The following is a 20,388-nucleotide window of genomic DNA, read 5'->3' as shown; positions in this document are numbered from 1 at the left end:
GCGGAGCCGCTGAGGGCCCGTTACGAGAGCGCGAGCTTCGCGCCCAGCGCGGCGAACGCGCCCGCGAAGACGCGCCGCAGCCACGTCACCACCGCGGGCCGCGCGATGACGTGGTCGCGCATGGCCGCCGCGAACCGCCCGTACGCGGCGAACACGACGAACGTCAGGAGCATGAAGTAGCCGCTGAGTTCGAGCATGCGGAGCACCGCGTGCGGATGGCCGTCGGGCACGAACTGCGGCAGGAACGCGAAGAAGAACAGGGTGAGCTTGGGGTTCAGGAGGTTGAGCAGCACGGCGTCGACGATCACCCGGAAAGAGGAGCGCGGCGCGTCGTCCCGGTCCGCGGTGAGCGCGCTCCGGTCGCGGAGCGTCTTCCACGCCATGAAGAGGAGGTAGGCGACACCGAGGTACTTGAGCGTCTGGAACGCGAGGGCGCTGGTGTGAAGCAGCGCGGCCAGGCCCGTGATCGCCGCCAGCATGTGCGGAACGATGCCCAGGGTGCAGCCGACGGCCGCGACGACGCTGGCGCGAGGGCCGCGCGAGAGGCCCGCCGAGACGGTGTAGAGGACCCCGGTGCCCGGCGTCACGGTCATCACGAGCGTGGTGAGCAGAAATTCCATGCCTTGACTCTGTCGTCACAATGGTTCTGTGAACAGGTCCAATGGATCTCCCCCTGACAGGTCCAAAGCGGTCGGCGGACCCGAGTCCTCCACCGCCTCCGACTTCCTCCAGCTGAACACCGCCGAGGCCCCGCGGGGCGGCATGGCCGACTGGCTGGCCCGCCAGGTCCGGCGCGCGGTCGCCGACGGCCTGCTGCCGGTCGGCAGCAGGCTGCCCGCGACCCGGGTGCTCGCCGCGGAGCTCGGCGTCTCCCGCGGCGTGATCACGGAGGCGTACCGCAGGCTGACGGAGGACGGGCACGTGGCCGGGCGGGGGAGGGGCGGCACCGTGGTCGTGGCCGCACCGCTGGCCTCGCCAACTAACGCCTGTGTCAAGGCACATGACGTACCGTCAGGCAGCTCCCCGCTGTTCAGGACGCCGCCCGGAACCGACGTCTTCGACGCGCTGCGGGCCGCGCCCGCCCGGGTCGACCTGTCGCCCGGCCTGCCGGACCTCGCCGCGTTCCCGCGCGCCGCCTGGCTGCGCGCCGAGCGGTCCGTGCTCGCCGGGCTCGTGCCCTCGGACTTCGGCTACGGCGACCCGCGCGGCACCCCGGCCCTGCGCCGCGCCGTGGCCCGGTGGCTGGCCCGCAACCGAGGCATCGCGGCCGACCCGGACGAGGTGCTCGTCGTCGCGGGCACCGCCCAGGCGCTCGGCCTGCTCGCCACCGTGCTCCAGGGCGTGGGGATCTCCCGCGTCGCGGTGGAGGACCCCTGCTCGCTCGGGCTCCGCCAGCACCTGCGCGTGTCCGGCCTCGACGCGCCGCCCGTGCCCGTGGACGCCGACGGCATCCGCGTGGACGCGCTGCGCGCCACCGGGGCCCCGGCCGTCCTGCTGACCCCGGCCCACCAGTTCCCCACCGGCGTGGTCCTCGACGGCGTACGGCGGCGCGAACTCGCGCGGTGGACCCGCGACGGCGGGCTGATCATCGAGGACGACTACGACGCCGAGCACCGTTACGACCGGCCGCCCGTCCCGGCCCTGCGGGCCACGCTCCCCGACCGCGTCGCGTACGCGGGCAGCGTGTCCAAGCTCCTCGCGCCCGCCCTGCGCGTGGGCTGGCTGCTCGCGCCCCGGGCGCACCACGCCGCGCTCGTGGACGCCAAGCGCTTCGCGGACCTCGGCAACGCGGCGCTGCCGCAGCTGGTCCTCGCCCGGCTGATGGAGTCCGGGGACCTGGAGCGCCATCTGCGGCTGCTGCGCCGACGGCACCGCGCCCGCCGCGACGCCATGATCGAGGCCATCCGCACACATCTGCCGGGCGCCGTCGTGCACGGCGCCGCCGCGGGCCTGCACCTGATGGTGACCTTCGCGCACGGGGCCGCGGCGGGCGCCGACACCGAGCTCGCCGCGGCGGCCCTGGAGCGGGGCGTGAAGGTACAGCCCCTGTCCTGGCACGCCCAGCGCCCCCAGCCGCCGGGCCTCGTCCTCGGCTACGCGGCGAGCACGCCGACGGACATCCGCGAGGGCGTGGCGGTCCTGGGCACCCTGGTCCGCTGACGGCGCGTCCGCTGACGGCGCGTCCGCACGGCCGCGCTCCCGCGGGCCCCGGCCTTGATCCGGTGATCCACGGGGCGCATGATGAGGGCATGTTCACGCACCGCGCCCACGCGTTCGGAACGGCCACCGTGCCGGACCGATGTGGCTGCGCGCGCGGCGGCTTGTAGCGGACCTCGGGTCCCTCGCCGCCTGTCCCCGTCGGCCGTCCGCCGTGCGGCCCGGCCGCAACGCGTCACACGCCTGCCCCCTGTGCTCCGGAGGTGCCCCATGTCCGTCGCGGAAGCCCCGCACCCCGCCGACCCCGGCCCGCTGCGCCCCGCGCTGATTCCCGCCGACGGCCTGTACGAGGGGCGGCGCGTGCTGCGCCGCACCCCGCAGGGCTGGCGGGACCGGCCCTACGAGCTGTTCGAGGTCGTCCCCCGGGCCGCCACCATCGGCGCCGAGATCCGCGGTGTCGACCTCGCCCGGCCGCTGTCGCCCGCCCTGCGCGAGGAGGTGGACCGGGCCCTGCTCGAATGGAAGGTGCTGTTCTTCCGGGGGCAGCACCTGAGCGGCGAGCGGCAGCGCGCGTTCGCCCGCCACTGGGGCGAGTTGGAGACCAACCCGCTGCTGGAGAGCGGCGACAGCGACGAGGTGGCGCGGTTCGACAAGGGCGCCTCGTCCGTGCCCACCTTCGAGAACGTCTGGCACGCGGACGTGACCTTCCGGGAGCGTCCCGCGCTGGGCGCGGTGCTCCAGCTGCGCGAGGTCCCGCCGTTCGGCGGCGACACCCTGTGGGCCGACATGGCCGCCGCGTACGACAACCTCGCGGACGAGGTGAAGGAGCGCGTCGAGGGCGCCGTCGCCGAGCACGACTTCCTGCCCGGCTTCCGGCGGTTCTACGGGCCCGAGCGGCTCGCCCGGTGGCAGGAGGCCTTCCCGCCCGTGCGCCACCCGGTCGTGCGCAGGCACCCGGCGACGGGCCGGCGCACGCTGTTCGTGAACGCCTCCTTCACCACCCGGATCCTCGGTGTGGAGCGGGCGGAGAGCGACCGGCTGCTGCGGCTGCTGTTCCAGCAGGCCCATGTGCCCGAGTACCAGGTGCGGTTCCGCTGGCAGGCGGGCGACGTCGCGTTCTGGGACAACCGCGCCACCCAGCACTACGCCGTCGCCGACTACGGGGCCGCCCGCCGGGTCGCCGAGCGCGTGGCGATCGCGGGCGACCGGCCGTACTGATCCCGCGGCGCGCTCAGGAGCCGGAGGCGGGCGGCACGTAGAAGTCGGTGGTGGCGGACGTCATCGCCGCGACGGTCGCGGCGGGCGTGCCGTAGGCCGCGTTCGCCGTCCCCCAGGCCTCGCTGCTCGCGGTGAGGAACGCGCGCGCCTCGTCGGACTCGCTCCAGGCCTGCGTCGCCTCGCGGTCGAAGGCCTCGCCCTCGACGAGGTACTTCCCGAGGCTGACCAGGCCGAGGTCCCAGCCGACGCCGGTGGCGCCGGGGCCGTAGGTGCCCCAGAACGCCGGGTCGACGACGGCCACGTGCTCCAGCTCGAAGCGGGTGCGCTCCTGGCCCTCGGGCGTCAGGCGCACCTCGACCTCGCTGAAGCCGCCCTCCTGCGGCTCGCCGAAGATCCAGCTGACCCGCAGCAGGCGGGGCGGTTCGCAGCGCAGCACCTCGCCGCCCGCGTTGCCCTCCAGCTGGTAGTGCCCGCCGGGCTTCAGCTCGCCGGTGACGGGCAGGAACCAGCGCCCCAGGCGCTCCGCGTCGGTGCACGCCTCCCAGACGTCGTGGACGGGGGCGTCGTACGTGCGGCTCATGACGATGCCGCGGCCGGTGCCCTGGGGGGTCTCGGTGTCGCGCACCTGGCGGTGCATGGCGTTGATCAGGTCGGCGATGTCAGCCATCGGAGGTCTCCTCGTTCTCTTCCGTGGCGGTACGAGGTCGCGTACCGCGCTCACCACCCCCTGGTGTGCCGTCGTGCGAGCGCCGGGCCCGCTTGCCCCGGGCCAGTTCCGTGCCGAGCGCGTCCAGGCGCTGTTCCCAGAAGCCGCGGAAGCGCCCGAGCCAGGCGTCCACCTCGCGCAGCGGCGCCGCGTCCACGGCGTAGAGCCGGCGGGCGCCGTCGGCGCGCACCGTCGCGAACCCGCTCTCGCGCAGGACGCGCAGGTGCTGGGACACGGCGGGCTGGGAGATAGAGAACTCCTCCCGGATCGCGGCGGTCACCGCGCCGGAGCTCCGCTCGCCCTCGGCGAGCAGTTCCAGGATGCGGCGCCGGACCGGATCGCCCAGCACGTCGAATGCGTGCACGGCCCCAGCGTGCCACCCCTGCCTTATATAAGGCAACTCTTATGCGTTCCCGGTCCGTGCCTCGATGGCGTGCAGGACGGCCACCATGTCCGCGCCTCCGTGGCCCAGCGCCACGGTGTCCGCGTACAGCGCGTGGCAGACGTCGAGGAGCGGTGAGGCCACGCCGGTCGCGCGGGCGGCGGCCGCGACGAGCTGGTTGTTCTTCAGGACGTCGAGCGCCGCCGCCTGGACGCCGAAGTCCCGGGCGAGCAGCTTGGGCGCCTTCATCCGCGAGACGCCGCTGGCCATCGGCCCGGCGTCGAGGACCTCCAGGAACTGCCGGGTGTCCAGGCCGTGCCGCTCGGCGAAGTGGAAGGACTCGGCGAGCCCGGTGACCGTGGTGATCAGGAAGAGGTTCACCGAAAGCTTCATCACCAGCGCGTTCGGTACGGGGCCGCACGCGAACGCCTCGTGGCACAGGGGCGCAAGGAGCGGACGCACCCGCTCCACGTCCGTCGGCTCCCCCGCGAGCATCGCCACGAGCCGCCCGGCCTCGGCGGGCTCGCGGGAGCCGGACACCGGGGCCTCCACGTACCGTCCGCCCGCCGCGGGGACGTCGGCCGCCAGGCCCTGGGAGTACTCGGGCGACGTCGTGCCCATGTGGACGACGGTCAGGTCGGCGACGCGCGCGGCGAAGTCCGGCGTGCCCCGCCCGAGGACGGCGTCGATCGCGTCGCCGTTCGCGAGCATCAGGATCACGACGGGCGCCTTCCGGAAGACCTCGTCGGGGTCCGCCGCGACGTGCGCTCCCGCGGCGCGCAGCGGCTCGCACTTCGCGGCGGTGCGGCTCCACACGATCAGCTCGGCGCCGGCACCGGCGAGGCGGAGTGCCATGGGCTGCCCCATGACGCCGAGTCCCACGAATCCCACGTCCACGCGCGCACCCCCGTGCTCCGGCCTCGCGGCCGCGGTTATGACAGCCGTCATAGCTATGACGGCTGTCATAGTAGTCCCGCGCGGGGGCGGTCGGCAGGCGGTACGGGAAGAGAAGAAGGGGAGCGGCGATGGGGTCCGAGAGGGGGCCGCGCGAGCGGATGGTGTTCGGCGCGGCCCAGCTGATGCGCGGCGGCGGCGTCGCCGCCGCCGGGATGCGGGACGTCGCCGCGCGCGCGAACGCGCCGCGGGGCTCGCTCCAACACTACTTCCCCGGCGGCAAGGAGCAGTTGGTCAACGAGGCCGTTGCCTGGGGCGGGGGCTATGCGGCGGGGCGCGTGCGGCGGTTCGTGGCCGGGCTCGCCGAACCCTCGCCCAGCGGCTTGTTCGCCGCGATGGTCCGCCAGTGGACCGATGAGCTGGAGTCCGCCCCGGACGCCACCGGCTGCCCGGTCGCCGCGGCCGTCGTCGACCGCGGGAGCTCCACGGAGTCCACCCGGGCCGCCGCCGCGGCCGCGTTCGGCCGCTGGAGCGGGGCGGTGGCCGGGGCGCTCACGGACATGGGCGTGCCCGCCGCGCGCGCCGAGGCCCTCGCGACCCTCATGATCAGCACCCTGGAGGGCGCGCTGCTCATCGCCCGCGCCGAACGGGACGCGCGGGCCCTGACGGCGGCGGTCGCCGAACTCGGCCCGCTCCTCGACGCGGCGGTCGCCGAAGGGACGTGAGGCGGCCGGCTACGCGTGCCCGCTGTCGCACATCGCCCGGGGCCGGCGGCACGGCAGCGTCAGGGCCTCCAGGACGATCGGATGGTCGAGGTAGCGGGCGACCAGGACGAGATGGGCGCGTTCCCCGGCGGCCGGGACGTCCTCGCCCGGCAGCCCGGGGAAGCCGGAGTCGGCCGGGGCGGGCGGTCTGCCCGCGCCGCGCCGCCCGGCGGCGTACAGGAGCGTGGCGGCCGCCTGCGCCGCGACGACGTCGACGCCGGGGTGGGCGCCCCCGCGGGCCAGCTGGGCCACGGCGTGGGCGGGCGCCGCGGTCATCCACGGCCGGAGGCCGCGGGCGCCGTCCCGGATCTCGACGAGCCTGCGGGACAGGGCGATGCGCGTGTCCCAGCGGTCCCACGCGAGGCCGGGGGTGAGCACCAGACGGGGATCGCCGCGCACCACGGTCTGCCACAGCGGCCGCAGCGCGAAGTAGTCGCGCCGCTCCTGGCGGCGGGCGTGCACCGAGAGGCGTACGAGGCTGTGGGTGGCGACGAGCGCGCTGGCCGCCGTGGTCAGCCAGGCGCCCTCGGCGAGCGCGTCGAGACCGCGGCCGTGCGCGGCGCCCGCCATGGCCACGAGGAGACACACGGCGTGCACCAGGTCCAGGGCGACGGCCACCGCGAAGCCCCGTACGGACCGGTCGAGTTCGGGCGTGAGCCCGGGGGCGCCGAGGGCCAGGAGCGAGCGGCACTTGAGCACGGTGGCGGTCACGGCCGTCGACAGGGCGAGGAAGTAGAGCACGTGCAGCGCCACGATCTGAGGCACGCGCGCGTGGTCGGTGGCTAACAGTAAGGGGCGGGCGGGCCCGTCGAAGTCCGTCAGGGCGAACAGGGCCGCGAGGACGACGAGCGTGCCCCCGTACAGCGGCGCCCAGGCCCGCACCTTGCGCCGCAGCGGCACTCCGCCACGGTCCGGCGGATGCCACAGATGCGTCAGGAGATGGGCGTGGCCGACGCGCAGCAGGGCCGCGCAGTCGATGAGCAGGGCGGCCAGATGGGGCACGCCGGTGAGCTCGCCGACGGCGTGGTAGACGGGGGGCGTCACGAGCAGGAAGAGCGCCGCCGAGTGGAACAGGGACGACGCGGTGAGCTTGAGGACCAGGGCCGGTTCGCGCCGGGCCGCGAGCGCCTTGACGGTGCCGAGGGCCAGGCTGACGGCGGCGACGGTGAGGCTGACCGAGGCCAGCAGGGCGTGCCACATCAGACGTCGGCGCGCCGGTGGGCGAAGGACGAGGTCAGGGCGCCGGTATAGCTGACCGCGGGGTCGAGGCACAGCATCAACAGGCCGACGGTGGCGAAGACTTCGGCGGCCCACTCCTCGTCCTCCCCCTGCTCCGCGGGCGCCGCGGCGTCCGCGCGCACCGGCGTCCCGGCGCGTGGCCGGGCGGGTCGCAGGAGCACCTCCTCGACCACGGCGGGAGGCAGGGAGGGCATCTGTGCGCTCACGGCTCCCAGACCGGGCGGGTCGCAGGCCGCGACGGCGTACGGGCTCGGAGCGGGCGGTCGGCCGCACAGCAGGTGGTAGAGCTCGTGGAGCAGGACGTGCAGCCCTTGCCGCTCACTGGTGTTGGCGGTGACGACGATGGTGTCCTCCACGTCGCCGCGCACACAGAAGCCGCTGACGTGCGGGGGCAGGGGCACCCGCAGAACGGTGAGGGGCCGGCGGCGCCGCCGGACGACGGCCTGCAGGAGCTCCTGGAGGCCCTGGCCGGGCCGCAGCCCGAGGTCGTCGTGGATGATGCGGACGGCCCGCCGCCGCGCGCGGACCCAGGCGCGGCGCCTGCGGACGGCGTCGAGGATGCGGGCCGGGGCGTCGGTGACGCGGGCCTCGCCGGTGTGGCGCCAGGATGCGGAGGCGCCCGCGAACAGCACGGGTCAGCTCTCCCGGGTCGGCCGTGAGGGGGGTGGCACGGGGGCGATTCCCGGCCCCGGCGCGGCTCTTCGTGGGTGCGTCGCGAGACACGGGCGCGGCGCCCGTGCGCTGGCGGTTCTCATAGGCCCTTCACACTCCCCGTTCCGCCCCTGTGACAGACGTGTGCCCGCTGACCTGCGCTGGGACATTATCAGGCTGGATTCATACGGCGGCGTCGGCTGGCGTTGTGACAGTGCGAGTGTGGTGTTTTCCCGTGGTGCGGAGGTGAGTTGAGTAGCGAGTGCGCTGGTGGGTATCGGCCGCGCGGCGGCGTGTGACCGCCGCCCGTTTGTACGGCTGGCAGGACACGGCGGAGAGCACGAAACGGAAGCTGCTGCCGCTCGACCGCCAGTTTTGACCGAAAGTCGAACGCTTTACGGCCGGTTATGGTGTCAACAATTGAAGACAGTGCTGGCCGGGGATGGTTCGGACGGATACTCTCAGGGCGCCCAACGAGTTCCGTGGCCCATGGAGACCCTCAGGTGAACGCAGCCGACCACCAACCGGCGCCCGGACACGTGATCGCCCGTCTCCTCGATGACGTCGACGCCTATGCCGCGCGCCTGGGGACCACGCGCGGGCGGCTGCTGGACCTCACGCTCATCTCCCGCGCCACGGGGATCGAACCCGAGCGGGTGCGGGCCCTGTTGAACGGCGAGCCTCCCGAGGACGAGCCGCGCGAGAAGTACGCGCGCGAGACGTTCCGCAAGGCCCTCTTCCAGCAGCGGCTGCGGTTCCTCCAGCGCACCCGGCTCAAGGAGACCCCGGCGGGCAGGGAGCCGTACGGCCTCAGGGAGATCTCGCGCGCGACCGGCATCTCCGCCCAGCACGTGTCCAACCTCCTGAACGGCGAGCGCGGCGCGAACCACGACCACGCCGCCCGCCTCGAACTGTTCTTCCGGGTGCCGGAGGGCTTCTGCTCCCGCACCGAAGGCGCCGCCCTGGTCGCCTACTTAAGGCGCATGGTGCACGAGGACCTGCCCAAGCTGGCGACGCACGCGGTGCTCCAGGAGCTCGGTGCCCGGTCGGTCGCCCTGCGCAGCACCGCGGACGGGGCGCAGATCGACACGCTGCGGGACCTGCTGCCCGCCCTGGACGAACTGGTCAGGGCGATCCAGGAGCGGAAGCCCGGCGAGGGCCCCGGCCCGGACGACGCGTCCGCGTAGGTCCGGTCGAGGAGGTCGCTCGGGTCCGGGCGGCGGGCCCGGCCGGACCGGGGCGGGGCGCGCCGGGCCGGGGCGCTACGCGCGTTGTCGTGCGGCACCGTACACCGTGCGGCGTTCCGCGCCGAACACTGTGCGGTGCTCTGTACCGACTTGCCGCAGTCGCCGACGCCATGACATGCGTCGTTCTCAATCGTTGACACCGCCTGTGATAGTGCATCAGGATCTGTCTACGCCAGAGCCGGGGGCAGGTTGGCTCTGACGGGGAAGGAAACCTGCCCGGATGTTCCATTCGTCCGTATGGTCGTTGTCGTGACTTCTCCCGTGGGGGCGGGAGTGCTCGGCGAGCGGCCGACGGTCCTGCTCATGCCCCGGAAGGCAGCGATGCCGCCCCGCGGCGGCCACGGGTTGCCCGCCCGACGCCGCGGAGTCAATCCCCGGGGACTGGTTGGCCCCTGCGAATGGAACGAGCGTTCTATCAGGTGATGCCAGGGGCTGTCGCGGCCCGACCCGGACCGCGGCGGTGCAGGGGAGGAGCGATGGACTGGTGGCGACACCGCTTACCGCCGGCGCGCTCCTTGGCAGTACGGCCTTGGACACGGCCGCGGTCATGGTTCCCTCCGGGGCGCGGGGGCGCCTTGGCCCGGAGAGCCGAGCCGCTGCCGGGGGGTGCACGCGACGTCTGCGCGCGTACCCGTCGGGGGGAGTTGGGGACTCCGCTCGCCGAGCTGCCCGTTCCTGATGAGCCGGTGCTCAGATCATGACGGGGCTAATTCAGGAAGATGCCATGGATGCTACTGCTACGACCCTGGCCGCATCGGCCGGGGCCATCATCACCGATGAGCACGGTGATGTGCTGATGGTGAAGCCGCTCTACACGGCGTACTGGAATCTGCCCGGGGGGCATGTCGAGGGAGGGGAGGATCCGAGCGCCGCGTGCGCTCGTGAGATCCGCGCGGAGCTGGGCCTGGACGTGACGATGGGGGACCTGCTCGTGGTCGCCTGGGTCGACTCCGGCGGGCCGATGCCCCGCGTCTGCTACATCTTCGACGCGGGCGAGGTGGACGCCGAACAGCGGCGCGCCCTCACCCCGTGCGAGGACGGGGACGTCTGCTACCGCTTCGCCCCGCCCCAGCGCGTCGACGCGTCGCTGGTCTCGCCGTTCGTCAAACCCATGTGGGAGGCCGCCCTGACCGCCCGCCGGGAGAAGCGACTGGTCTGCCTCGAAGTCGAGGTGTGAGCCACCGCCGCACGGCCGCCGGTTGAGCGGCGCACACGGGGGCGCCACCCCGTGCCAGGGAGAGGCCCGAGCCGACCGGATCCTGTCCCGCCACCGAATCCGACACCTTGAGCGCACCGCACCCGGCCCCCGGGGGCCGGGGCGGCGCCCAGCACTCCGGTCAGTGGTGCGGCCCGCGACGGGCGGGTGAACCAGTGCGCGGCCTGACACGCCGGCCCCCTCCCGTGCGGGAGGGGGCCGACACGTGCCGGTACGCACGAATGCCGCCGCCGGGGGATCGGCGACGGCATTCTCACGCAGGGCCGACGGCGTCCCGCCGCCCCTGCGCACACCGAACGTGGGGGAGAACCGTTGCCCGGTGTGCCGGTCGGCGCCCGCTGGAACCTGTAGCGGCCTGCCGACAGGCTCACCCCATCCCGCATCGCGCCGCCGCGCAACACTCCGGCACCGCCGGACGCCCGCGCGTTTCACGTGGCGAAAGGGAAGGTCCCTGGATTCCGGCAGCCGGAATCCAGGGACCTTGCCGCGGCGCGTCCGCCGCCCTGCGACGTCAGCCCGCCGGAGCGGCGGACAGGGCCTGCTCGCCGCCGTCCCGCTGCCAGGCGATCCGCGAGCAGTCGGTCATCAGGGCCAGGATGTCGGGCTCCGCGTCGGCCCGGTCCAGATGCCGGAACTCCGACGCCAGGGTGATCACCAGGCGCTCGGGCAGATGCAGATCCGGATAGCGGTCCTCCGCGATGAGGTGCCGCGCGGCCTCGGTCGGCGTGAGGCCGCGCGCGTGCAGGGACCGCGCCTGCTCGGACAGGTCCCGCAGATAGGCGACGTGCCCCCGCAGGCCTTCCTGGTCGAGTACCGGACCGTGGCCCGGGACGACGAGCTCGGGGTTCCAGCCGAGCACGCGCTCGCAGGCCAGGACGACCCGCTCCAGCGGACCGGCCCAGTGGCACGCGTGGTCACCGGCGAACACCACGTCACCGGCGAAGACGATGCGCTCCTCGGGCAGGTGCACGACCATGTCGCCGACGGTGTGCGCCGGCCCCACGTCGTGCAGCTCCACCGGCATGTCACCGACGTGGAGGTCGAGACGGCCCTCGAAGGTCCGCGTGGGCTCCTGGACGGTGATGCCGCGGAAGTCGAACCGGCCGAAGTGGCGCCGGAAGTACCAGCCGAGCGGCTCGCCCGGGTCCGTGTCCTCCACCAGGAAGCGCAGCTGCTCGGGCGTCGGCTCGAAGCACTGGTGCTCCAGGGTGCGCCGGGTGGAGACGATCTCCGCGCCGGTCACCCGCTGGTTGCCCCAGCCGTGGTCGCCGTTGCCGTGCGTGGTGAACACGGTGGAGATCCGGGTGCCCGGCCCGGTGGCCTCGCGCGCCGCGGCGAGGAAGTCGTCGGTGCGGTCCAGGGTGTACGGCGTGTCCACCAGGGCCGCTTCTCCGGCGGCCGTGAGCAGGCCGCAGTTGGCGAGCCCCCAGGCGCCCGCCGCGTCGGGCGACCACACGTGGACGCCGGTGGCCAGGGGGACGAGGCGCGGATCGGATTCCATGGTCATGCATTCTCACCCGGCAGCGTGGGCGCGAAGACCAGGAAGAAGAAGCGGGACCCCGGGGACTTCAGCGGCTGGGCGGTGCACATCGTCACCGAGCCGAGGACCGACGGCTCGTGCCGGGCGCAGCACCGGCTGGCGTCGTCCCGGTCCACGCCGAGCGACGCTATCCCCGCGTGCCGCATGGGGCGCGCGTCCCCGTCGGGGTGGACGTAGGCCACGTCGTGCCGACGGTAGATGGGGCCCGCGACGGGGTCGTCGTTGACCTCCTCGTCGATCTGCTGGAGGTCCTTGTTGTGCGGGTGCGCGGCGATCGCGGTGCGCAGCTGGGCCGACACCTTGACCGCCCAGTTCTCCTCCCAGTCGACGAGGTGACACTCCCGTGCCGCCTCGCACAGAAGCATCCACCGCATCAGATTGCGCTCGGGCAACTGGGGCGTCGTCCCGGGAACCTGGGGGAACATGCGGATGAAGTCGTCGTTGCACGCCAGTACGTTCCAGGCCACGTCATTGATGTAACACGGCTGGCCCTTGACCCGATTCACGGCCGTCAGCCACGCGGGGCCCACGTGCGTGCCCGCCAGCGGGTCCATCGGGAAGGGCGGCTCATATCCGAGCGCGTAGACGTACAGCGCCGTGCGTTCGGGCTCTTCCATCCGCAGCACCGTGGCCACGTTGTCGAGGAACTCGGCCGACGGCTGTGCCATCTCTCCGCGCTCCAGGAGCGCGTAGGTCCGCTCGGAGACGAACAGCTCCTGCGCCACCCTGGCCTGCGAGAGTCCGTGCGAGCGCCGGCCGCGCCCGGTGCGGCGCGGCGAGCCCAGCTCGGTGGGGCTGATCTGGCTGCGCTTGAACTGCAGCAATTGCTGCAGCGCCTCCTTGTTGTTCAATTTCCAACCTTTCTCCGCGCTGTGCGGGGTGGTCGCTCGCACCGTTCCGTAGGAAACATTTTCATCGGAAGTTGAACTTCCTGAAAAATGCGGACCGGAAAAATCACGGCCTGGTGATCCTCCCGGTCCTGCCACGAGAATGGCGTCAGGACCTGAACAGGCGGGGCGTGGCGACGAGCCGTGCCAGTGAGGAGGACGGCGCGGTGCTGCGACCGGTGGCCACCACGGCGGTGCGGGAACCCGCCGGCAGTGCGGTGGCCCGCACACTGGCCGTGCTCCGCGCGCTGCGGGAACTGGGCCCGGGAGCGCATCCGTTGGCGGTCGTCGCCGCGCGCGCGGAGCTGCCCGCACCCACCGCCCACCGCTATGTGCGGGCCCTCGCCAGGGAAGGGGCCGTCGAGCAGCGCGGTCCTCGGGGCCACTACGCGCTGACGGAGACACCGCACCGATCCACCCACCTCGTCGATGAGGTCACGGATACTAAAGTCGGTCAGACCTCGCCTGCGTTGCGTGCTGAACTCGTCACTCTACAGTCACGTACCGGGCAAGTGTCGCTCCTGTACGCTCCGTTGCTGGTGGGTGCCGCACTGCGGTTCTGCATCGACCGCGCGGTCGGTGCGCACGCCGCGACGCTGGAGGCCGCGCCCCGGTCGGCGCTGCGGCGGCTGTGGAGCGCGCCCCTGGACGCCGACGCCGCGGGCCTGGCCATCCTGGCCTGTCTCGACGGCACCTCGTCGCCGGGTGCGCCGCTCGACCGCATCCGTGAGCAAGGTCACGCGGTGGGTCCTTCGCCGCTCCCGGAGTGGGAGTCGATAGCCGCCCCCGTGTGGCGCGGCTCCGTGCTCGCCGGGGCCGTGGCCCTGGTCGCGCCGCGGCGGCAGCTGCGCGGCGCGGTCACCCGCACTCGCTGTGTCCATGCGGTGATGGACACGGCGGCCTCCATGAGCGGCCTGCTCACCCGGACCCGGGTCCGGCACGCGGGCTGATCCGCGGCCGGAGTCCGCCCCACGTGACGCCGCCGCCCACCGCACGTCCCCCCACCACGACCAGAGAGGTTCTCAGTGTCCCGCTCCGTACTGATCACCGGCGGCAGCCGCGGCATCGGCCTGGCCATCGCCCGCGCGATGCAGGCCGCCGGTGACCGCGTCGCCGTCACCTACCGTTCGGGCGAGCCCCCCGAGGGCCTGCTCGCGGTGCGCTGCGACGTCACGGACACCGACCAGGTCGACCTGGCGTTCCAGCGGGTCGAGGAGGAGCAGGGGCCCGTCGAGGTCCTGGTGGCCTGCGCAGGCGTGGCCAACGACAAGCTCCTCATGCGGATGACGGAGGAGGACTTCACCTCCGTCATCGACACGAACCTCACCGGGGTCTTCCGCGTCGCGAAGCGGGCCACCCGCGGCATGCTCCGCGCCCGCAGCGGCCGCATCGTGGTGATCTCCTCGGCCGTGGGCCTGCGCGGCGAGGCGGGCCAGGCCAACTACGCCGCGTCCAAGGCGGGCCTCGTCGGCTTCGCCCGCTCCCTGGCCCGCGAGCTGGGCTCGCGCTCCATCACGGTGAACGTGGTGGCGCCGGGCCTCACCGAGACCGCCATGAGCGAGGCCCTGACCCAGGACCAGCGCGAGGCCCTGGTGCGGCAGATCCCGCTGGGCCGCCTCGCCCGCCCCGAGGAGGTCGCCGCCGCCGTGGCGTTCGTGGCCTCGCCGGACGCCGCCTACATCACCGGGGCCGTCATCCCGGTCGACGGCGGCGCGGGCATGGGGCACTGAGACCCCGCGCGGTCGCCGCGACGGCACTGATTCGTCGCGCCGACCGCGCGGACACGGGCGGCTGCTTGCGGCCACGACCGGTACGGGGGTACGGCCGTGGCCGCGGCAGTCAAGCTCGTTGAGCCGCAAATTGGCCTGAGATGCGTGGGAGACGCTCCGTCCCGCGTGTCATCGTGGACCCATCGATTGGTCTGGACCTGACAAGGGTCGTGTGATCGCGGCGGGCCGCGTCAGGGTGAGGAGCGTACGCATGCGCGGGACCACCATCTTGCCCGGCGGCCGGGCGAACGGCAGCGAACCGGAGAGGGGAGGGCTGCCGATCCACCGGCTCGAGGTGCCGAGACCGAACGCGCTGCCCTTCGCGATCGGCACCTTCGACACCATCGGCCCCATGTCGCGCGCCTCCTTCCCGCACCGGCACACCTTCCACGAGATCGTGTACGTCACCGGCGGCACCGGCAGCCACGTCGTCGACCTGGCCCGCTTCACGCTGCGCCCGCCCCACCTGTGCTTCATCACCCCGGGCCAGGTGCACTACTGGGACGGCGTCCGGGACCTCGAAGGCTGTCTGATCCTGTTCACCGACGACTTCCTCCTGGAGAACCCGGGGGATCAGGAGACCCTGCGCAGACTCGGCCGCCGCTCCTGGCTCGAACTCTCCGACACGGAGGCCGCCTGGGCGCACCACCTCGTGGGCGACCTCGACCACGAGTACCGGACGGGGGCCGAGGACTTCCCCAGCGTGCTCCAGGCGCTGCTGCACGTCCTCGTCGTACGCGCCGCCCGCCTCCTCACCCCCGAACGGGCCGCCCGCCAGGCGGCGCCCGCCCGCCCCGCCTCCGTCGCCGCCGACTTCGTCACGCTCGTGGACATGGCCGAAACACCGCTGTGGTCGGTGCGCGAATGCGCCACCCGGCTCGGCGTCTCCGTGAGCTACCTCAACGAGGCGGTGAAGACGGCCATGGGCCGCACCCCGGGCGAACTCCTGCGGCAGGCCCGCGCCCACGAGGCCAAGAGGCTCCTCGCCCGCACCGAGCTGACGGTACGACAGGTCGCGGACCGGGTGGGGTTCACCGACCCCGCCTACTTCTGCCGGTTCTTCCGCCGCGAGACGGGGACGAGCCCCGGCGACTTCCGCCGCGGCGGTGGTGATATTCACCACGACCACCGACTTCCGTCCATCGCCCGGGCCCGGTCCTCCGCATAGCTTCATAGCCGATCCGATCCCCCCACCCCCAGGAGGAGCGATGGACGGCGAGACCCACGTGAACGGGCACGACGCGGACGAGCCCAGGGACGGCGAAGGCCTCGGCACCGCCGCGGGCGCCCCCCGCCCGGGCCCGAGCCGCAAGACGGTGCTGCGCGCGGCCCTGGCCGCGGGCATCGCGGTACCGGTGGCGATGGGGGCGGCCCCCGCCCTCGCCCGCTCCAAGGCGGGCACCAGCGCGCCCCTGGAGCTGACCCCGCCCTGTGACGACGGCGACGACCCGACCCCGCCGCAGACCGAGGGACCGTACTTCAAGCCCAACTCCCCGCTGCGGACGAACCTCATCGAGCCCGGCACCCAGGGCATACGCCTGACCGTCACCGGCTATGTCTTCGGCCGCAGGTGCAAGCCGATCGGGAACGTGCTCCTCGACTTCTGGCAGGCCGACAGCAGGGGCGCGTACGACAACAGGGGCTTCAAGTTCCGCGGGCACCAGTTCACCAACGCGCAGGGTGCCTTCACCCTCACCACGGTGTTCCCCGGCCTGTACCCGGGGCGCACCCGCCACATCCACGTGAAGCTCCAGGCCCCCGGCCGCCCGGTGCTCACGACCCAGCTCTACTTCCCCAACGAACCCCGCAACAACACCGACCCCATCTTCGACTCCCGTCTGCTCATGAACGTACGGGACGTCGGCAACACGAAGGAGGCCGAGTTCGACTTCGTCCTGAACGTGCCGCAGTAGTCACCCGGAACGCCCCTGATCCCCCGTCAGGGTGGACCGGCGCGCGGGAGCGCCGGTCGGGCCCGCCGTCACTGCCAAGATCGTCACGCCTTTTCGACATGGCTGACGACTCCAGAGAGGTGGCACGTGAACGGAATGGGTGCGAAGGCGCGGTGGCTGGTACGGACGGTGACGACGTTCGTCTGCCTGGGGGTGGCTGTGACAGCCGCCGCGCCGTCGGCGTTCGCCGGGGCTTCGGGGTGCAACCAGCGGACCTGCATCCGCGTGGACGGCAGCGGCCTGCGCGTGGAGACGGTGCAGGCGGCTACCACGTGGAACGGTGACTTCACCGGGCACTTCCACATCTGGGGCGGTGGCATCGACCAGAACAGCGCCACCGGCTTCTGGGGCTACCACCAGAAGTTCACGGTGCCCGTGCACCGTGATCTGCCCAACGGCGCCGTGCTGTGCGCCGAGGGCTGGGAGCACGTGGGCGACCGCATGGAGTCCCGCGGCCGCGCCTGTGCGGAGGTCCACTTCTGACGACTCCGGTGACGGGACCCGGGCGCCCCGGGTCCCGCCACCGGTCAAGCGCGTCAGCCCGCCTGCGTACTCAGGCGGGCTGACGCGCGCCACGCGTGCGCAGCTCCCCTATGAGCTCGAAGGAGCGGACCCGGGCGGCCGGGTCGAAGACCGGGGTGACCAGCATCAGCTCGTCGGCGCCCGTGGCCTCGGCGATCCGGGTGAGCTGCGGGGCGATCGACTCCTTGGTGCCGCGGGCCTGCTGCGCGACGAACCCCGCCACGGCCTCGCGGTCCCGCTCGCCGAGCTCGTGCCGGGCCGCGGCGGCGGGGGTCGGGAAGGGCGTCTCGGCGAGACCGTTGAGCAGCCCCGCCTTGATGACGTCCATCGGCCGCGCGAGCTCGGCGGCCCGCTCCTCGGTGTCGGCGCACACGGCCTCGACGCACACCAGGACCCGCGGCGCGGCGCTCCAGCGGGACGGGCGGAAGCCGGACCGGTAACGCTCCAGCGCCCGCAGGGTGTTGTCGGGGCGGATGTGATGGGCGAAGGCGACCGGCAGCCCCAGGTCCGCCGCGAGCCCGGCCCCGGCGTCGCTGGAGGCGAGCAGCCACGGCTCGGGCAGCTCGCCGAAGTTCTCCTCGCCCAGGAAGCCGAGGATCGCCTCGACGTCCGCGCGGTACTCCGCGTCGGTGGCGGGCCCGGCGCCCCGGCGCAGCGCGCGGGCCGTCGGCTCGTGGAAGGTGCCGGGGCCCCGGCCGATGCCCAGGTCGACCCGGCCCGGGTGCAGCGCCGCGAGCGTGGCGAACTGCTCGGCGACGGTGAGCGGGGCGTGGTTGGGGGCGAGCACGCCGCCCGAGCCGACCCGCATCGCGGCGGTGGTCGCGGCGGTGTCCGCGGCGAGCAGCACGGGCGGGAACGCGCCGATGGCGGGGGAGTGGTGGTGCTCGGCGAACCACAGCCGGTGATAGCCGAACCGCGCCAACTCCCCGGCGACGGACTGACAGTTGCGCAGCGCGTCGGCGGGCGTGGCGCCTTCCTCGACGAGGGAGACCTCGAGGGCGGAGAGGGGCAGATCGATCATGCGTTCACGATAGGTCAGCGCGGCGGGCGGCGGAGCGGGGCCCGTGTCCACGGGCCTCGCCCCTGCCGCCCGCCCGCCGCACCGGGTACGGCGGGCGCGGGCGGAGGCCGTGCCGCTCAGGCGGTGTCGTCCCCGGCGGCGCGGCGGGCCTCGCGCCGGCCCGCGTAGCGTTCCTTGCGGCGGTCGGCCCCGGCCTCCCGCCTGCGCTCGGTGACGCAGCCGCGCCGGGCGCAGCCCGAGCAGCAGGTGTGGCCGAACAGCAGCGCGCCGGGGTGCTCCCACCGGCAGCGGGTCTCCGGGGCCTCGCGCGTGGGCCGCGGCGGCAGGTCGCAGGGGCCGTGGCGGTGGTCGTGGACCGGCCGGGGGCGGTGCTCCTCGTGGCGCACCCAGAGGGGTTTGGTCTTGTCCGTGCGGGACATCGTGTTCCCATCGGAACCGCCGCCCGGGCTCCCGGACCTTCCGGGCGGGCGGCTAGGTTCGCCGCTTCACGGCGACACCTCCTCGTCTGTGCGCACGGGGCGGCCCCACGGCATCCGGCGCCCCTGGTACGGGTGGCTCCGGGAGCCGTCGCGCCGTACCGGCACCGTCGCTTCCCGCAGCGCCGTGAGTGTAGGTTCCGCGCCCCCGCCCGGTCCACCCGTTTTGTGCGGTCCCCTCAGCCGTCGGCCAGCGGGCGGACGGTGAGGATCTGCTCGGCGTGGCCGACGGGTCCGTCGACGTCGTGCAGGACGCTGCTGGTGAGCCCCTGCCCCGACGGGCCGAACGTGACGGTCGTGTCCAGGCCGGTCCACGGCCCCCGCGGCTGCCGGTGCAGATGGATCGTCAGGTCGAGGTTCGGGAACATCCACGCGGCGGGGTCCTGCTGCACGGCGATCCCGTTCGCGGTGTCCACGAGCGCGATGTACGAGGCCAGGGCGGTGCTCGGCTCGTCCGCGACCAGGTCGAGGCGCGAGGACACCCAGGCGGCCGCGCGGCCCCTGCGGGACGGAGGCGTCCGGCGGACGTCGACGGACGAGATGTAGCCGCCGTGCCACTTCTCCTTCATCGCCCACGGAGCGAGCGCCTCCGGTGCGGGCATCCGGTCGTGCGGGCTGTCGGCCACGGCCGAGGTGTCCAGGGACGCGAGGAGCCAGGCGCGGGCCCGGACGACCGGGCGGTCGCCGATGACCACGGTCGCTTCGAGGAGTTCGATGGTCCGGCCGGGGCGCACGGTCTCCACGGTGACCCGGCACTCGTCGAGGGCGATGCGGCCGAGGATGTCGTAGCTGATCCGCGCGAGGGCCAGGGGCGCGGGCCGCGCCGCGGCCGCCGTGTCCCGCGCGAGGTGCCGGTCGATCGCGTGCGCGATGAGCCCCGCGAGCGGGCTGAAGTGCTGTTCGTCCGCGCTCCACGCGCCGCCCGCGTGAGCCGTGGGCTTGTAGAGGTCCTCGCCCGTCCGCTCGTAGTAGCTCTCGCGTGCGACGTCGCCGGTGGTCACGGGATGCATCTCCTTGGCGGGGCGGGAAGGCGCGGGGATAGGTGCCTTGGCCACGCATCGTAGGAGCGGGCGTCCCGCAGGTCACCGTGATCTGACCCACAGACGGCCACGGCGTGCGGGTCTTCGCCTCCCCGGCCGGGCGATTGTCAGTGCCGGATGCGAGGCTCGGGGCATGGACGAGGTGATACGCCGTCGCCGCGTGTACGGCACGGACCACGACGCACCGGACCCCGGCCCGCAGCCGGGCCACGACTACCGCGAGCTCGTCGGCGGCCCGCTCGACGGCCTGCTCCTCGACGTCACCGGATGGACGGCGGGGCGGCTCGCCGAGGGCGCGCTGCTCGACACCGAGATCGGCCGGTACGGCCCGGGCGGCCGCGCCGAGTACGGACCGCGCGCCGGTGCGCGGAACCTGTGGGACTGGCGCGGGGACACCCCCTGAAGGGAAGCGGCGCACGTCGGCGGTGACGACCACAAGGGGTACGCCGTCGACGGGACCGGCGGACGGCGGCGGGGGAGGCCGGGACCGGTGGCCCGGTGCGGACGAGGCCGGGCGCGGCGCGGGGATCGGACTACGCCGACGGCGTCGACGGCGGCTGTACGCCCTGCGTACGGGCAGCGGGTCACCACGCCGGACGGTGCCCCTCGGGCGGGCCCGCCCGTTGCCCCGGCCATGGCCGAAGAGCTGGTGCATGTCGGCGCGGACGACCGCGAGTTGTCCGCGGTCACGGCCCGGCCCGTGTGTC

At 73.7% G+C, this 20,388-nt stretch carries 22 protein-coding genes; 11 read left to right on the top strand and 11 right to left on the bottom strand.

Going from position 1 to position 20,388, the window contains the following annotated elements:
• Positions 1-20: 20 nt before the first annotated feature.
• Positions 21-620, bottom strand: a complete 600-nt coding sequence (locus tag C9F11_RS04410; protein WP_138958006.1) for a LysE family translocator — start codon at positions 618-620, stop codon at positions 21-23.
• A gap of 28 nt (positions 621-648) precedes the next feature.
• Here C9F11_RS04410 and C9F11_RS04405 point away from each other — a divergent pair, with 28 nt between their 5' ends.
• Positions 649-2,160 (top strand): PLP-dependent aminotransferase family protein, encoded by a 1,512-nt coding sequence (locus C9F11_RS04405; RefSeq protein WP_138958005.1) that lies wholly within the window; start codon positions 649-651, stop codon positions 2,158-2,160.
• Between the two features lie 267 nt (positions 2,161-2,427).
• Positions 2,428-3,375, top strand: coding sequence for a TauD/TfdA family dioxygenase (locus C9F11_RS04400; protein ID WP_138958004.1), 948 nt, complete (start codon positions 2,428-2,430; stop codon positions 3,373-3,375).
• A gap of 13 nt (positions 3,376-3,388) precedes the next feature.
• Here C9F11_RS04400 and C9F11_RS04395 read toward each other — a convergent pair whose 3' ends face one another.
• Genes C9F11_RS04395 through C9F11_RS04385 form a run of 3 tightly spaced genes read right to left on the bottom strand, consistent with a single transcriptional unit; the run spans position 3,389 to position 5,360 of the window.
• Complete coding sequence (locus C9F11_RS04395) at positions 3,389-4,042, bottom strand: SRPBCC family protein (protein ID WP_138958003.1); 654 nt, start codon at positions 4,040-4,042, stop codon at positions 3,389-3,391.
• Positions 4,035-4,445: a metalloregulator ArsR/SmtB family transcription factor gene (locus tag C9F11_RS04390; protein ID WP_138958002.1), complete on the bottom strand. Its 411-nt coding sequence runs from the start codon at positions 4,443-4,445 to the stop codon at positions 4,035-4,037. Before C9F11_RS04390 ends, C9F11_RS04395 begins: the two co-directional genes overlap by 8 nt.
• A 39-nt stretch (positions 4,446-4,484) precedes the next feature.
• Positions 4,485-5,360, bottom strand: coding sequence for an NAD(P)-dependent oxidoreductase (locus C9F11_RS04385; protein WP_249401592.1), 876 nt, complete (start codon positions 5,358-5,360; stop codon positions 4,485-4,487).
• A gap of 128 nt (positions 5,361-5,488) precedes the next feature.
• On the opposite strand from C9F11_RS04385, the gene C9F11_RS04380 reads away from it, so the two are divergent.
• On the top strand, positions 5,489-6,082 hold the full coding sequence (locus tag C9F11_RS04380; protein ID WP_249401591.1) for a TetR/AcrR family transcriptional regulator: 594 nt from the start codon (positions 5,489-5,491) through the stop codon (positions 6,080-6,082).
• Between the two features lie 9 nt (positions 6,083-6,091).
• Here C9F11_RS04380 and C9F11_RS04375 read toward each other — a convergent pair whose 3' ends face one another.
• Together C9F11_RS04375 and C9F11_RS04370 are read right to left on the bottom strand one after the other, a co-directional pair.
• Positions 6,092-7,321: an MAB_1171c family putative transporter gene (locus C9F11_RS04375; RefSeq protein ID WP_138958000.1), complete on the bottom strand. Its 1,230-nt coding sequence runs from the start codon at positions 7,319-7,321 to the stop codon at positions 6,092-6,094.
• A complete protein-coding gene (locus tag C9F11_RS04370; RefSeq protein ID WP_138957999.1) occupies positions 7,321-7,992 on the bottom strand; it encodes a hypothetical protein in 672 nt (223 codons plus the stop codon). Before C9F11_RS04370 ends, C9F11_RS04375 begins: the two co-directional genes overlap by 1 nt.
• A gap of 522 nt (positions 7,993-8,514) precedes the next feature.
• Here C9F11_RS04370 and C9F11_RS04365 point away from each other — a divergent pair.
• Both C9F11_RS04365 and C9F11_RS04360 read left to right on the top strand, forming a co-directional pair.
• A complete protein-coding gene (locus tag C9F11_RS04365) occupies positions 8,515-9,198 on the top strand; it encodes a hypothetical protein (RefSeq protein WP_138957998.1) in 684 nt (227 codons plus the stop codon).
• A 784-nt stretch (positions 9,199-9,982) separates the two neighbouring features.
• The gene (locus tag C9F11_RS04360) at positions 9,983-10,435 is read left to right on the top strand and encodes an NUDIX hydrolase (RefSeq protein ID WP_171075630.1); all 453 of its coding nucleotides are present in this window, start codon (positions 9,983-9,985) and stop codon (positions 10,433-10,435) included.
• A gap of 550 nt (positions 10,436-10,985) precedes the next feature.
• On the opposite strand, the gene C9F11_RS04355 is transcribed toward C9F11_RS04360, so the two are convergent.
• The gene (locus C9F11_RS04355) at positions 10,986-11,981 is read right to left on the bottom strand and encodes an MBL fold metallo-hydrolase (RefSeq protein WP_171075629.1); all 996 of its coding nucleotides are present in this window, start codon (positions 11,979-11,981) and stop codon (positions 10,986-10,988) included.
• On the bottom strand, positions 11,978-12,865 hold the full coding sequence (locus C9F11_RS04350; RefSeq protein WP_138957996.1) for a helix-turn-helix domain-containing protein: 888 nt from the start codon (positions 12,863-12,865) through the stop codon (positions 11,978-11,980). Before C9F11_RS04350 ends, C9F11_RS04355 begins: the two co-directional genes overlap by 4 nt.
• Before the next feature lie 167 nt (positions 12,866-13,032).
• Between C9F11_RS04350 and C9F11_RS04345 the strand changes: the two genes are divergently transcribed.
• From C9F11_RS04345 to C9F11_RS04325, 5 genes are all read left to right on the top strand, one after another.
• The gene (locus tag C9F11_RS04345) at positions 13,033-13,851 is read left to right on the top strand and encodes a helix-turn-helix domain-containing protein (protein ID WP_242714792.1); all 819 of its coding nucleotides are present in this window, start codon (positions 13,033-13,035) and stop codon (positions 13,849-13,851) included.
• 75 nt (positions 13,852-13,926) lie between these two features.
• On the top strand, positions 13,927-14,631 hold the full coding sequence (gene fabG, locus C9F11_RS04340; protein ID WP_138957995.1) for a 3-oxoacyl-ACP reductase FabG: 705 nt from the start codon (positions 13,927-13,929) through the stop codon (positions 14,629-14,631).
• A gap of 250 nt (positions 14,632-14,881) precedes the next feature.
• Entirely contained in the window at positions 14,882-15,838 is a 957-nt protein-coding gene (locus C9F11_RS04335) for an AraC family transcriptional regulator (RefSeq protein WP_138957994.1), read from the top strand.
• Between the two features lie 193 nt (positions 15,839-16,031).
• Entirely contained in the window at positions 16,032-16,583 is a 552-nt protein-coding gene (locus tag C9F11_RS04330) for a hypothetical protein (RefSeq protein ID WP_249402136.1), read from the top strand.
• A gap of 126 nt (positions 16,584-16,709) precedes the next feature.
• Positions 16,710-17,105, top strand: a complete 396-nt coding sequence (locus tag C9F11_RS04325; RefSeq protein ID WP_138957992.1) for a hypothetical protein — start codon at positions 16,710-16,712, stop codon at positions 17,103-17,105.
• A 70-nt stretch (positions 17,106-17,175) separates the two neighbouring features.
• Here the strand turns inward: C9F11_RS04325 and C9F11_RS04320 are convergent, their stop codons facing one another.
• From C9F11_RS04320 to C9F11_RS04310, 3 genes are all read right to left on the bottom strand, one after another.
• Positions 17,176-18,165 carry an MsnO8 family LLM class oxidoreductase gene (locus tag C9F11_RS04320; RefSeq protein ID WP_138957991.1) on the bottom strand — a complete coding sequence of 330 codons (990 nt, stop codon included), beginning with the start codon at positions 18,163-18,165 and terminating at the stop codon, positions 17,176-17,178.
• Between the two features lie 116 nt (positions 18,166-18,281).
• Positions 18,282-18,584: a hypothetical protein gene (locus C9F11_RS04315; RefSeq protein ID WP_138957990.1), complete on the bottom strand. Its 303-nt coding sequence runs from the start codon at positions 18,582-18,584 to the stop codon at positions 18,282-18,284.
• A gap of 236 nt (positions 18,585-18,820) precedes the next feature.
• Positions 18,821-19,651 (bottom strand): thioesterase family protein, encoded by an 831-nt coding sequence (locus C9F11_RS04310; protein WP_138957989.1) that lies wholly within the window; start codon positions 19,649-19,651, stop codon positions 18,821-18,823.
• Positions 19,652-19,814: 163 nt separating this feature from the next.
• Here C9F11_RS04310 and C9F11_RS04305 point away from each other — a divergent pair, with 163 nt between their 5' ends.
• On the top strand, positions 19,815-20,084 hold the full coding sequence (locus tag C9F11_RS04305; RefSeq protein WP_138957988.1) for a hypothetical protein: 270 nt from the start codon (positions 19,815-19,817) through the stop codon (positions 20,082-20,084).
• The last annotated feature ends 304 nt before the right edge of the window (positions 20,085-20,388 follow it).

It is taken from the genome of Streptomyces sp. YIM 121038, from assembly GCF_006088715.1.
Lineage (GTDB): Bacteria > Actinomycetota > Actinomycetes > Streptomycetales > Streptomycetaceae > Streptomyces.
Note: the sequence above shows the minus strand (reverse complement) of the source record. Positions and strands in the feature narration are given on the sequence as shown.